The sequence below is a fragment of the uncultured Bacteroides sp. genome (genome assembly GCF_949298305.1).
In the GTDB taxonomy this organism is placed as follows: domain Bacteria; phylum Bacteroidota; class Bacteroidia; order Bacteroidales; family Bacteroidaceae; genus Bacteroides.
The window spans coordinates 39,450-52,461 of sequence record NZ_CASFWU010000032.1 but is presented as its reverse complement, the minus strand read 5'-3'; the positions used below and the strand labels follow the sequence as shown (position 1 = coordinate 52,461).

Genomic DNA, 13,012 nt, shown 5'->3' with positions numbered 1-13,012 from the left:
AAGAAACAATCCTATGAGACAAGCATCCCGCAAACAATGGATTAAATTCAGTATCGTCACCCTGCTCTATCTGCTCTTCCTGCTGTGGGTCAAGAGCTGGTGGGGACTGATTGTGGTGCCCTTCATCTTCGACGTCTACATCAGCAAGAAGATACCTTGGGGATGGTGGAAGAAGTCGAAGAACGCCACCGTGCGCGGCGTCATGGGCTGGGTGGACGCCATCGTGTTCGCCCTGGTGGCCGTCTACTTTGTCAACATCTACCTGTTCCAGAACTACCAGATACCCTCGTCGTCGCTGGAGAAGTCGCTGCTCGTGGGTGACTTCCTCTACGTGAGCAAGGTGAGCTACGGGCCGCGCGTACCCAACACGCCGCTGTCCATGCCCCTGGCACAGCACACGCTGCCCCTGTTCGACTGCAAGTCGTACATCGAGTGGCCGCAGTGGAAGTACAAGCGCGTGCCCGGCTTCGGCAAGGTGAAGCTGAACGACATCGTGGTGTTCAACTTCCCCGCCGGCGACACCGTGGCCACCAACTTCCAGCAGACGGACTTCTACAGCCTGGCCTACAACGAAGGCCGCCGCCTGTACCCGAAACACGTGGACATGGACAGCCTGACACGCCGCCAGCAGCGGGCCGTGTACGACCTCTACTACCAGGCCGGACGCAACCTCATCCTGTCCAACCCGCGGATGTACGGCAAGGTGGTGACACGCCCCGTAGACCGCCGCGAGAACTACGTGAAGCGCTGCGTGGGCCTGCCGGGCGACACGCTGCAGATTAAGGACGGACAGGTGTACATCGACGGTCAGGCCATCGAGAATCCCGAAAACATGCAGTTCAACTATTTCGTGCAGACCACCGGACCACTGATACCCGAGACGATGTTCCGCGAACTGGGCATCAGCAACGACGACCGGATGCTGATGAACGACGACCCGAGCTGGGAGCCCAGCCTCGTAGAAATGGGCCTGGACCGCCGCGATGGCAAGGGACAACTGACGCCTGTCTACCACCTGCCGCTGACGCAGAAGATGTACGACACGCTGGCAGGCAACAAGAAACTGGTGAGCCGCATCGTGAAGGAACCTTCCATCTACTCGAACGACATATACCCGCAGAACCTCTATACGAAGTGGGACCGCGACAACTACGGCCCCATCTGGATTCCCGCCAAAGGCGCCACCATCACCCTGACGGACGACAACCTGCCCCTCTACGAGCGCTGCATCGAGGCCTACGAGGGCAACAAGCTGGAGCGCCGCGAGGACGGCATCTACATCAACGGCCAAAAGACCGACACCTATACCTTCCGGATGGACTACTACTGGATGATGGGCGACAACCGGCACAACTCCGCCGACTCGCGCTACTGGGGCTTCGTGCCCGAGGACCACGTGGTGGGCAAGCCGCTGCTGGTATGGCTCTCGTTGGACAAGGACCGCGGCTGGCTGGACGGCAAGATTCGCTGGAACCGTCTGTTCAAATGGGTGGACAACAATTAAGCGCGGCAACGTGAAGAAGGTATGGAAGATAACAGCAGCCTGCGTCGGAGTAATTTTGGCCGTAATATTACTCCGCGGCTGCGTTGCTGCCCCCTACCTCATTCCTTCGTCGGGCATGGAGAACACCCTCTATTGCGGCGAACGCATCCTGGTCAACAAGTGGAGCTACGGGCTCAGGCTGCCTTTCATGGGACTGCTGGGCTATCACCGCTGGGCCGACAGGCCGCTGAAGCGGGAGGACATCGTGGTCTTCAACAACCCTGCCGACCTGTCCCAGCCTGTAGCCGACCGCCGCGAAGTGTTCATCGGGCGCTGTATCGGCACGGCAGGCGACACACTGCTGACCGACTCCCTCTTTTTCGTCATCCCCTCCGAACAAAATGCCCCCGACCAGAAGTTCCTCTACACTTACCCGCCCGAGAGGGAGCGGCAGCTTGACTCGCTCCAACCGTCTGCTGGGACAGGACTCCACACGCAACGTGCGCAGCTTCAGCCGCTACGAATACTACCTGCTGGAGCAGGCCTTCACAGACAGTTGCTGGATAAGCCCGCTGGACGCCGCCGACTCCACCCGTCACCTCCATCCCCTGATAGTGCCCGGCAAGGAAGTGGCCGTCAAGGTCTATCCGTGGAACATGACCCTGCTGCGCAACACACTGGTGCTGCACGAGAAGCGGCAGGCCGAAATCAAGAACGACACCCTCTACGTGGACGGCAAGCCCACGCAATACTGCCGCTTCAGCCAGGACTACTGCTGGGTGGTGGCCAACAACTCCATCAACCTGTCCGACTCGCGCCTCTTCGGCTTCGTCCCCAAAGACCACATCATCGGAAAGGCATCCTTCATCTGGTTCTCCAAGAAGAAAGGTACCGGCCTCTTCAGCGGCTACCGCTGGGACAGGATGTGGACAAGAGTAAGGTAAAAAAAATGAAGAATGAGGAATGAAGAATGAAGAATTGCCATCCGGCAGGTTTGCAATCTGTTTCTAATTCTTCATTCTTCATTCCTCATTCTTCATTTATACATAATAGATACAGAATCATGACACAGCATCCCGACCCACTCGCCGCTCCGGCTCCCCTTCCTCCTGCCGTCTGCCTCACCTCGGCCTATCTGGCACCCGTAGAGTACTACGTCAAACTGCTGGCATACGACCGGGTACTTGTGGAACAGTACGACCACTACCTGAAGCAGACCTACCGCAACCGCTGCACCATTGCCGCCCCCGACGGCCCGCTGGCCCTCACCGTGCCCATCGTAAAGCCCGACACGCCCAAGTGCTTCATGCGCGACATCCGCATCTCCGACCACGGCAACTGGCGCCACCTGCACTGGAACGCCCTGGAATCGGCCTACAACCACACACCCTTCTTCGAATACTATAAGGACGATTTCCGTCCCTTCTACGAACAGAAGTATGAGTTCCTGATGGACTTCAACGAGGCCCTCTGCCGCCTGGTGTGCTCGCTCATCGACCTGCAGCCCCGCATGGAACGTACCCCGGAATACCGGGCCGACCTCGGACCGGACACAGACGACTTCCGCGAACGCATCCACCCCAAGAAAGACTATCGCACGGAAGACAGCGACTTCCAACCCCGTCCCTACTATCAGGTGTTTCAGGAGAAGCTGGGCTTCCTGCCCAACCTCAGCATCGTCGACCTGTTGTTCAACATGGGCCCCGAAAGCCTGCTGGTACTGCAAACGTGCCGTCAGCACTAACCCTACCGAAAATAAAGAATGTATCCCGTGATACCTGGAAAGAAGTATTTGATACATATAAACAATACATCTGACTAAAGAAATGCGTAACTTTGTGCTCCACATGACAGACAAGTCTAACATATCATTATAAACTCATAACGCATCATGAAAAACTTATTCGACATCAAAGACAGAGTAGTAGTCATCACCGGAGGTACAGGTATTCTGGGCAGAGCCATTGCCGCCCATCTGGCCGAAGAAGGAGCCAAAGTAGTTATCCTCGGACGCAAGGCCGAAGTAGGAAACGCCATTGTGGAGGGCATCAAAGCCAACGGCGGAGAAGCCATGTTCCTGACCACCGACGTCATGAACCGCGAAATACTGGAGCAGAACCTGGCCGACATCCTGAAAGCCTACGGACGGGTAGACGCCCTGCTGAACGCTGCCGGAGGCAACATGCCGGGAGCCACCATCGCGCCGGACGGCACTTTCTTCGACCTGAAGATTGAAGAGTTCCAGCGCGTGCTCGAACTGAACCTGACCGGCACCGTACTGCCCACACAGGTCTTCCTGAAGCCGATGGTGGAACAGAAGAAGGGAGCCATCGTCAACTTCTCCAGCATGGCCGCCTTCCGCCCCATGACCCGCGTGGCCGGATACGCCGCCGCCAAAGCCGGCATCTCCAACTACACCGCCTTCATGGCTACCGAAGTGGCCAAGAAGTTCGGCGAAGGCATCCGCGTGAACGCCATAGCCCCGGGCTTCTTCCTGACCGAACAGAACCGCACCCTGCTGACCAATCCCGACGGCTCATGGACGCAACGCGGACAGGACGTCATCCGTCAGACCCCCTTCGGCCGTATGGGTCGCCCCGAAGAGCTGTGCGGCACCATCCAGTACCTCATCAGCGACGCCGCCAGCTTCGTGACTGGTACCGTAGCTGTCGTTGACGGCGGATTCAATGTGTTTGCCATGTAAATTTCTTTTAGGAGTTAAAGAAGTTAGAAGGAGTTATCGCCTGCGATGCGGGCTGAGGGAGTTAAAAGCCAATAGCAAGGTAGTATCGGCTTTTAACTCCCTGAACGGAGCGAAGCGGAATGATAACTCCTTCTAACGACCTTTAACTTCCCCAACCCTAAAAACAATACCATTATGATACTTTGCGAACAAACCTGGCGCTGGTACGGGCCCAACGACCCCGTCAGCCTGTGGGACATCAAGCAGGCCGGAGCCACCGGCATTGTCAATGCCCTGCACCACATCCCCAACGGCGAGGTGTGGACCGTAGAAGAAATCATGAAGCGCAAGCAGATGATTGAGGAAGTAGGCCTCACGTGGTCCGTTGTCGAAAGCGTGCCCGTGCATGAGCACATCAAGACACAGACAGGCGACTACCAGAAGTACATCGACAACTACAAGGAAAGCCTGCGCAACCTGGCCCGATGCGGCGTGAACATCGTCACCTACAACTTCATGCCCGTACTGGACTGGACACGCACCGACCTGGCCTACGAGCTGCCCGACGGCAGCCGCGCCCTGCGCTTCGAGCGTGCCGCCTTCATCGCCTTCGACCTCTTCCTGCTGCACCGCCCCGGCGCCGAGGCCGACTATACCAAGGACATCACGCCCGAACGCCTGCGCCAGAACCTCATCTACTTCCTGAGCGAAATCTGCCCCGTGGCCGACGAAGTGGGCGTGAAGCTCGTCATCCACCCCGACGACCCGCCCATGTCCATCCTGGGCCTGCCGCGCATCATGAGCTGCGCCGAAGACTTCCAGGCGCTCATCGACGCCGTGCCCAACCCCAGCAACGGACTCTGCCTCTGCACCGGTTCCTTAGGTGTGAGCAGCGCCAACGACTGTGCCGCCATGATGACCCGCTTCGGCGACCGCATCAACTTCGTACACCTGCGCTCCACCAAGCGCGATGCCGAAGGCAACTTCTATGAAGCCAACCACCTGGAAGGCGACGTAGACATGTACGGCGTGATGAAGGCCTTCCTCGAACTGCAACAGCGCCGCGGCGTCTCCATCGCCATGCGTCCCGACCACGGACACCAGATGGTGGACGACCTGCGCAAGAAGACCAACCCCGGCTACTCGTGCATAGGCCGCCTGCGCGGACTGGCCGAACTGCGCGGACTGGAGATGGGAATTGCGAAGACGCTGTTCAAATAACGGCGGCTGGTGGCAGGCGGTTAGTGGTCAGCAATCAGCAGTGGGCATTCCATCCGGAAGTGCCGGCTGCCACTTATCACCCATGGCCGACCACTGACCGCCAACCGCCCACCACCTGCCACTAATCATTTTCCGCCAACCACTTACCGCTTTTCCCCCGCCACATGCTCCAACTCAAGACTCCCAACGGCGAAGACCGGGTGCTGCTGCACTCGTGTTGCGCTCCCTGCTCATCGGCCATCATCGAGTGTATGCTGGCCAACGGCATACGCCCCACCGTGTTCTATTGCAACCCCAACATCTATCCGCAGGAAGAATACGAGACACGCAAGAACGAGGCCATCCGCTTCGTCACCTCGCAAAACCTCGATTTCATCGACGCCGACTACGACTACAACCGCTGGAAAGCCCAAATGGCAGGACTGGAAGACGAACCCGAACGAGGCTCCCGCTGCCTGCGCTGCTTCACCCTGCGACTGACGGAGACGGCCCGCTATGCCGCCGCACACGGCTTTACCCTCTTTACCACCACCCTGGCCTCATCGCGCTGGAAGAGTCTGGAACAAATCAACGAAGCCGGACGCCGTGCCGCCGCCCTCTATCCCGGAACTTTGTTCTGGGAGCAGAACTGGCGCAAAGGCGGCCTGCAGGAACGCCGCAACCAGCTGCTGCGCGAATACGACTTCTACAACCAGCAGTATTGCGGCTGCGAGTTCAGCATGAGGCGGCTGCAACCGCCTGCCCCCTCTTCGGGCGAGCCCCGGAACATACTTTAACAGTCTGGCCGTGCAGAACCTCGGAATACGCTCTGTTTTCCCTAAAAAAGAAGCGGTTTAAATCAGATTTCAGACGTAACTTTGCGCCGTGTTAACTTAAATATGTCCTGTATCATGAGAACCTTATTCCAAACACTGTTTATCCTGCTTGCAGGAAGCTGCCTTTGTACCAATCCGGCAAACGCACAAGACAAAACCCTGAAGCCACGCCTCGTGGTGCTGACAGACATTGCTCCGGCCAACGTAGAGCCCGACGACATGGAGTCGCTCATCCGCCTGCTGGTACACGCCGACCTGTACGAGATAGAAGCCATCATCGCCACCAGCGGATGGAACAGCAGCGGCGGTCCCTACCCCACCAGCTGGATGGACAGCATCAGCACCGTCATCGACGCTTACCAGAAAGACCTGCCCAACCTGATGAAACGCTCGGAACAGAACGGCTTCCTGCCGCTGGAGAAAGAGAACGGCAAACAGCGGCTGGGCTACTGGCCCAGCGCCGACTACCTGCGCGGCAGGGTGATGGCGGGCAGCCTGGAACTGGGTAAAGACAAACTGGGAGAAAAAAACAACTCGCGCGGCAGCGACTTCCTGATTCAGCTGGCCGACGAGGACGACGACCGCCCGCTGTGGATTACCGCCTGGGGCGGAGCCAACACCCTGGCACAAGCCATCTGGAAAGTGCGCCGCGAACGGACGGAAGAACAGCTGAAAGCCTTCCTGGACAAGCTCTACGTCTACACCATCACCGACCAGGACGTGCCCTGGGGCGACCGCGGCAACCACAAGTACAGCTCGCACTACTGGATGCGTCAGACGTGCGGCCAGTCGCTGCGTTTCATCTGGGACGAAAGCGCCTGGCTCTCGCAATGCGGACTGGGCAGCAGCCGCTGGGGCGAATACGCCACCCATATACAGGGCCACGGACACCTGGGCCGCATCTACCCCAAAAACAAATACGGCGTGGAAGGCGACACGCCCTCCTACCTGCACCTGATGCCCAACGGGCTGAACAACCCTGCCGTATTCAACGAAGCGGGCTGGGGCGGCTACTTCGAATGGGGACTGAGTCCCGACGGCGAAACCAGCTGCTACACCAACCACCAGCCCGAAGTGAAGAAAATATCGCAGAAGTACGAAAATTACTTCTACCCCGCCATCTTTGCCAACTTCGCCGCCCGCATGGACTGGGCTACCCAAGGGAAAGGCAACCGCAACCCCGTCGTGATAGTCAACCGCCAGAAAGGCCTGGATGCCGTCAGTCTTAAAGCCCGTGCCGGAGAAACCATCCAACTGGATGCCTCGAAATCGTCCGACCCCGACGGCGACCGCCTCAGCTACCACTGGTGGATACTGCCCGAAGCCGGAACCTATGCCGGTACGCCGGAGATAGAGCATGCCGACGCGGCCCGTGCCACCCTCACCGTGCCTGCCGACGCAGCCGGAAAGGCCCTTCACGTCATCTGCGAAGTGACCGACAACGGACAGCCCGCACTGAAGGGATACCGCAGAGTAATCATAACCGTCAACCCCTAACAACACCCTATAACTCATGAGAAAAAAACTATCCCTCGCCTTTCTTCTGCTGCTCGTAGCGGGCAGCCTGTTGCAGGCAGCACCGCGCCTGCGTGTAGTCATCATGACCGACTTCCCTCCAGTGGACGTAGTGCCCGGCGGAATGGGATTCGGCGCTCCCGAACGCCGAAGCGACTCGGACGACGTGCAGTCGATGGTCCGCTTCCTGCTCTACACCAACGAGTTCGACGTAGAGGGCCTCATCGCCACTTCGGGCACCTTTGCCAACGTGGCCAACAAACAGAATCTGCTGGACATGCTCTACCTCTACGAAGCCGTGCAGCCCAACCTGCAGCGGCACGACAACCGCTACCCTACGGCCGACGCCCTGCGCCGGGTGACGTGGCAGGGACGCTCGGGCACGTGGGGTAAAAAGGCCGATGAAATCGTAGGAAAAGATTGCGACAGCGAGGCATCCGAACAGATTATCCGCCTGCTGGAAGAACCCGACACACGCCCCGTGTGGTTCTGCGTCTGGGGAGGAACAGCCGACCTGGCCCAGGCCCTGTGGAAGATAACGCAGACCAGACCGCAGGCCGAAGCCGAACGCCTCCTGGACAAGGTGCGCATCTACACCATCGGGCTGCAGGACGGCTCGGGACAATGGCTGCTGGACACCTTCCCACGGCTGTTCATGATTGTGTCGCGACAGAACCACATGGGCATGTTCTGGAACGCCGCAGGCTCCGACCCGTCGGTGGCCGACCTGAAATGGGTGAACCAGTACATCCGCCGCGGCCACGGCCTGCTGGGAATGGCCTATCCCGAAAGCGGCTTCTACCCCGACACGCCCGGCGTGTGGGAAGGCGACTCGCCCTCGTTCCTCTACCTCGTCAGCGCCGCCCTGGGCATCAGCGACGCCGAGAAGCCCGACCAGCCCGGCTAGGGCGGCCGCTTTGTCCGCCCCGACGCAGGCAAGAACCACTGGTTCGACGCTCCCGAAGGCGGAAAGTCCGTCTACCAATGGCGCGCGCAGTTTCAGGAAGACTTCGCCAGAAGGGCCGACCGGATGCTGCCGCCTGCAAAGTAGGCCGGCTTGCGGCGCAAGCCCCCGGACTCCGGCGCCCCCACCCCCGCAACAGGCCGCCGCATCTGCGCAAAGGCGTGCAAGACGCATGCCGGATGCCGCACAAGGCGCGTGAGAAACCGTTGTGCGAAGGCCCCTGGCACGATGTCTGAGGGGCCGATGCACGATGCTTGCACGGTCCGCGGACAATGCCTGCACGGTCCGCAGACCATGCTTGCATGGCAGACGGACGATGCTTGCACGGTGCAAACAACCGGCAGCCGGGCCGAAGGACGCCGGTGTGAAACGATTGCAACAGTTGTGAATTTTGTCCGTGACGGAATGAGATTCGCATCCATTTCGTATATTTGTCCCCCGAATCAATACCCCTTTTATATGAAGACAATCCGCTACGTATTTTGTCTGTTTGCAGCACTGACCCTTTTTGTTTCCGGCAGCCGCGCCGGTGAGGACTTCAAGACCTTCCTCCAGAAATTCACAACCAGTGCGTCCTTCCAGTATTCGCGCGTCAAGTTCCCCCTGAAGTCGCCCATCACCCTGCTGAAGGACGACGGCGAAACGGAACAATCCTTCCCCTTCACCCGCGAGAAGTGGCCCCTGCTGGACGCCGAGACGATGAAAGAAGGAAGAATCACCGAAGAAGAGGGCGGAGTGTACGTGTCGCACTTCACGGCAGACCAGCCGGCAATGAAGGAGTTTGAGGCCGGCTACGAGGAGTCCGAGCCCTCGCTGCGCGTCATCTTCGAGCTGATTGACGGCAAATGGTATGTCACCGACTGCTACAACGACTGGTACAACATTGACCTCCCCATCGGCGAGCTGGAGGAAACCGTGCGCACCGTGCAGGAGGAGAACAGGGCTTTCGAGAAGCAGCATCCCTGAGTCCGGACGGCCCGGCGCACGCCCCGCCTGTCCGGAAGGCAGGAACGGCCGGAGGGAAACGGATGCGCGGGGCATGAGGGAAGCGCCTTCAGCCTCCCCCGCCAATGCGTCTGAAACTTTTTGGACTTCTTATGTACTATTTATGACCTTTCTTTTTGCAGAAGTTGGCTTCCTTTGTGCCGCCTGAACAACCCTTTGCGCCCACCGCGCCGAAGGGGGTGTACAGACGGCTTAACGATGAAAAACATAAAACTGGAAACCATGCTGAAATCTCATTCCCTTATCTGCAAGGCTGCAGCCCTGTCATTGCTCGGCCTCCTTCTGACAACAGGCGGCCTGCGGGCCCAGGTGGTGAAAAACGAGCGGCTGCTCTCTTTCGAGGACGGAGCCGTGCCCGCCTTCATGTCAACCGGCGAAGGCTCGCGCCTGTACATCAACGACGAACATTACAAAGACGGCCAGCACAGCCTCGGCTGGGAGTTTGAACCGGGAGCCGTGCTTCGTGTGAAGAAAGACCTGATGTTTGAAAAGAAAGACCCCACGGGCAAGGACACCTACCTGTCGGCCTTCATCGTGTGGGTGTACAACGAGCAGGCACAGGACAAACAGCTGCGCTTCGAGTTCCTGAAGGACGGCAAGGTCTGCACATCGTTCCCCTTCGGCATCAACTTCACGGGCTGGCGCGGGGCCTGGGTATGCTACGAGCGCGACATGGAGGGCACGCCCGAGGAAGGCATGGACGAACTGCGCGTGGTGGCGCCCGACGTGAAGGGCAAACTCTACTTCGACCACATCGTCACCGGCAGCAAGGTCGACTCCCGCCAGCAGACGGCAGACGTGCAGGTGCCTTTTGTCAACAAGGGAACCACGAGCCACTGGCTGGTCATCTACGAGCACTCGCTCTGGAAGCCCGACATGGCCCTGACACCTCTCGACGAGCAACAGAAGGCCGACATGAAACGGATGGAAGCCCGCTTCCGCGACATGCTCTACACGCCCGGCCGGCTCACCGACAAGGAGATGCAGGCCATCCGCAAGGCCTACGACTTCTACGGCATCACTTATAGGAACGGAAAGGTGAGCGGCCTGCCCATCTTCATGGTGCGCCAGGCCGAGGCCTACGAGCGCATGATGCCGGACTGGGACAAGGACATGTTCACCAAGCTGGGCATGGAGATGAACGCCTACTTCAACCTGATGAAGCGCATTGCCGTCGCCTACCTGAACGCCAAGGACCACACGCTGCGCGACGAGCTGCGGCAGAAGTTCCTGGCCATGTACGACCACATCACCGACCAGGGCGTGGCCTACGGCAGCTGCTGGGGCAACATCCACCACTACGGCTACAGCATGCGCGGCCTCTACGTGGCCTACTTCCTGATGAAGGACGTGCTGCGCGAGGCAGGCAAGCTGGCCGAGGCCGAGCGGACGCTGCGCTGGTATGCCATCACCAACGAGGTCTACCCCATGCCCACGGTGAACGGCATCGACATCGACTCCTTCAACACCCAGACACAGGGACGCATTGCCAGCATCCTCATCATGGAAGACTCGCCCGAAAAGGTGCAGTATCTGCGTTCCTTCTCACGCTGGCTGGACTACGGATGCCGGCCGGCCGACGGACTGGCAGGCTCGTTCAAGAGCGACGGCGCCTGCTTCCACCACCGCAACAACTATCCCGCCTACGCCGTGGGCGGACTGGACGGTGCCACGAACATGATTTACCTGCTGAGCGGTACGCAGTTCCGCGTGTCTGAACTGGCGCACGCAACGGTGAAGAAGGTACTGCTCACCATGCGTTTCTACTGCAACACCCGCCAGTGGGCGCTTTCCATGTCCGGACGCCACCCCAACGGCAAGGGACAGCTCATCCCCGTGCAGTACGCCATGATGGCCCTCTCGGGCACACCGGACGGACAGCAGAAGTACGACGCCGACATGGCCGCCGCCTACCTGCGCCTGATGGCGTACAGCGGACGGGTCAGCGAGAGCGACCCCGACTACCTGCCCCGCACCTCGACCCAAAAGGAACTGCAGCTGAAGCAGGAGCTGGAGGCACAGGGCTTCCGACCCGAACCCGACCCGCAGGGCAACCTGGCGTTGGGCTACGGCTGTGTCAGCGTGCAGCGACGCGACAACTGGGCAGCCGTGGTGCGCGGACACTCGCGCTACCTCTGGGCGGCCGAGCACTACCTGGACGCCAACTTCTACGGCCGCTACCTGGCACACGGAAGCATGCAGATACTGACAGGAAAACCCGATGAAATGGTCACTTTCAGCACCAGCGGCTGGCAGGAGGCAGGGTTCGACTGGAACCGCATACCGGGCGCCACCAGCATCCACCTGCCCTTCGACCAGCTGCGCGCCCGGGTGCTCAACGTAGACACCTTCTCGGGCATGGAGGAAATGCTCTACTCCGACGAAGCCTTTGCCGGCGGGCTTTCGCAAGGCCGCGAGAACGGCAACTTCGGCATGAAGCTGCACGAGCACGACAAGTACAACGGCTCGCTGCGCGCACGCAAGTCCTACCACTTCCTGGACGGCACCATCGTCTGCCTCGGCTCGGACATCGAGAACACGAATGCAGACTATCCCACGGAGACTACCGTCTTCCAGCTGGCGGCCACTACGCCCGCTTTCCGCACCTATTGGGAAACTTACCAGGAGGATGGGAATACCTACCTCGACCCCAACGGAGTGGGCTACTACCTGCCGGAAAGTTCGATGAAATGGGCTAAATTTGAGCGGAACTTCCCTCAGACTACCGTAGGCGAACGCAGTGTGAAGCCCACTACGGGCGACTGGGTATCGCTCACCCTGCAACACGGCAAGGCACCGGAAGGCGCTTCCTACGAGTATGCCGTCCTGCCGCGCACCGATGCAGCCGCACTGAAACGCTTCGCCCGCAAGCCGGACTATAAAGTGTTGCGGCAGGACCGTAACGCCCACATCGTACGTACCGCCGACGGCCGGCTCACTTCGTACGTACTCTTCGAGACACCGCAGTCACTGCCCAAGGCCGGGCTGGTGCAGGCGGCCGACACATCCTGCCTCGTGATGGTGCGCCAGGAAGGCGGCAAGGCGCTGCTCACCGTCTGCCAGCCCGACCTGGCCCTTTACAGCGGTCCCAGCGACGAGGCTTTCGACGAGCAGGGCAAGCGCAAGGAACGCAGCATCTACTCCCGCCCGTGGATTGACAACAAGAGCCGGGACATGCCCCTGACCCTCACCCTGAAAGGCCGCTGGCAGGTGAAGGAGACGCCCTATTGCAAGGTGATTTCGGCCGACAGGAAGCAGACGGTGCTCCGTTTTGCCTGCAAGGACGCTGCCAGCTTCGAGGTGGAGCTGTCCAAATAGGCGGAAGC

The 13,012-nt window shown here is 59.7% G+C and carries 9 protein-coding genes and 1 pseudogene; all 10 read left to right on the top strand.

Annotation, left to right across the window (positions count from 1 at the left end):
- The first annotated feature begins 13 nt into the window (after positions 1-13).
- The 10 genes and pseudogenes from Q1Y74_RS06145 (at position 14) to Q1Y74_RS06100 (ending at position 13,004) form a co-directional block, all read left to right on the top strand.
- Positions 14-1,504 (top strand): S26 family signal peptidase, encoded by a 1,491-nt coding sequence (locus Q1Y74_RS06145; protein ID WP_300812949.1) that lies wholly within the window; start codon positions 14-16, stop codon positions 1,502-1,504.
- 10 nt (positions 1,505-1,514) lie between these two features.
- Positions 1,515-2,427: pseudogene (gene lepB, locus Q1Y74_RS06140) on the top strand (signal peptidase I).
- Between the two features lie 119 nt (positions 2,428-2,546).
- Positions 2,547-3,227 (top strand): WbqC family protein, encoded by a 681-nt coding sequence (locus tag Q1Y74_RS06135; protein WP_300812947.1) that lies wholly within the window; start codon positions 2,547-2,549, stop codon positions 3,225-3,227.
- A gap of 147 nt (positions 3,228-3,374) precedes the next feature.
- A complete protein-coding gene (locus tag Q1Y74_RS06130; RefSeq protein ID WP_300812945.1) occupies positions 3,375-4,187 on the top strand; it encodes an SDR family oxidoreductase in 813 nt (270 codons plus the stop codon).
- Positions 4,188-4,361: 174 nt separating this feature from the next.
- Entirely contained in the window at positions 4,362-5,387 is a 1,026-nt protein-coding gene (gene uxuA, locus Q1Y74_RS06125) for a mannonate dehydratase (protein ID WP_300812943.1), read from the top strand.
- A gap of 164 nt (positions 5,388-5,551) precedes the next feature.
- Positions 5,552-6,163 carry an epoxyqueuosine reductase QueH gene (locus tag Q1Y74_RS06120; RefSeq protein WP_300812942.1) on the top strand — a complete coding sequence of 204 codons (612 nt, stop codon included), beginning with the start codon at positions 5,552-5,554 and terminating at the stop codon, positions 6,161-6,163.
- Positions 6,164-6,277: 114 nt separating this feature from the next.
- On the top strand, positions 6,278-7,699 hold the full coding sequence (locus Q1Y74_RS06115; protein ID WP_300812940.1) for a nucleoside hydrolase-like domain-containing protein: 1,422 nt from the start codon (positions 6,278-6,280) through the stop codon (positions 7,697-7,699).
- Between the two features lie 16 nt (positions 7,700-7,715).
- A complete protein-coding gene (locus tag Q1Y74_RS06110) occupies positions 7,716-8,624 on the top strand; it encodes a DUF1593 domain-containing protein (RefSeq protein WP_300812938.1) in 909 nt (302 codons plus the stop codon).
- A 516-nt stretch (positions 8,625-9,140) separates the two neighbouring features.
- A complete protein-coding gene (locus Q1Y74_RS06105) occupies positions 9,141-9,647 on the top strand; it encodes a DUF4348 domain-containing protein (RefSeq protein WP_300812936.1) in 507 nt (168 codons plus the stop codon).
- 237 nt (positions 9,648-9,884) lie between these two features.
- Positions 9,885-13,004, top strand: a complete 3,120-nt coding sequence (locus Q1Y74_RS06100) for a chondroitinase family polysaccharide lyase (RefSeq protein ID WP_300812934.1) — start codon at positions 9,885-9,887, stop codon at positions 13,002-13,004.
- Positions 13,005-13,012 lie beyond the last annotated feature (8 nt).

Excerpts from the sequence above, each read along its gene's own strand:
- Q1Y74_RS06145 (WP_300812949.1), top strand. The coding sequence starts at position 14 with ATGAGACAAGCATCCCGCAAACAATGGATTAAATTCAGTATCGTCACC.
- Q1Y74_RS06135 (WP_300812947.1), top strand. The coding sequence starts at position 2,547 with ATGACACAGCATCCCGACCCACTCGCCGCTCCGGCTCCCCTTCCTCCT.
- Q1Y74_RS06130 (WP_300812945.1), top strand. The coding sequence starts at position 3,375 with ATGAAAAACTTATTCGACATCAAAGACAGAGTAGTAGTCATCACCGGA.
- uxuA (WP_300812943.1), top strand. The coding sequence starts at position 4,362 with ATGATACTTTGCGAACAAACCTGGCGCTGGTACGGGCCCAACGACCCC.
- Q1Y74_RS06120 (WP_300812942.1), top strand. The coding sequence starts at position 5,552 with ATGCTCCAACTCAAGACTCCCAACGGCGAAGACCGGGTGCTGCTGCAC.
- Q1Y74_RS06115 (WP_300812940.1), top strand. The coding sequence starts at position 6,278 with ATGAGAACCTTATTCCAAACACTGTTTATCCTGCTTGCAGGAAGCTGC.
- Q1Y74_RS06110 (WP_300812938.1), top strand. The coding sequence starts at position 7,716 with ATGAGAAAAAAACTATCCCTCGCCTTTCTTCTGCTGCTCGTAGCGGGC.
- Q1Y74_RS06105 (WP_300812936.1), top strand. The coding sequence starts at position 9,141 with ATGAAGACAATCCGCTACGTATTTTGTCTGTTTGCAGCACTGACCCTT.
- Q1Y74_RS06100 (WP_300812934.1), top strand. The coding sequence starts at position 9,885 with ATGAAAAACATAAAACTGGAAACCATGCTGAAATCTCATTCCCTTATC.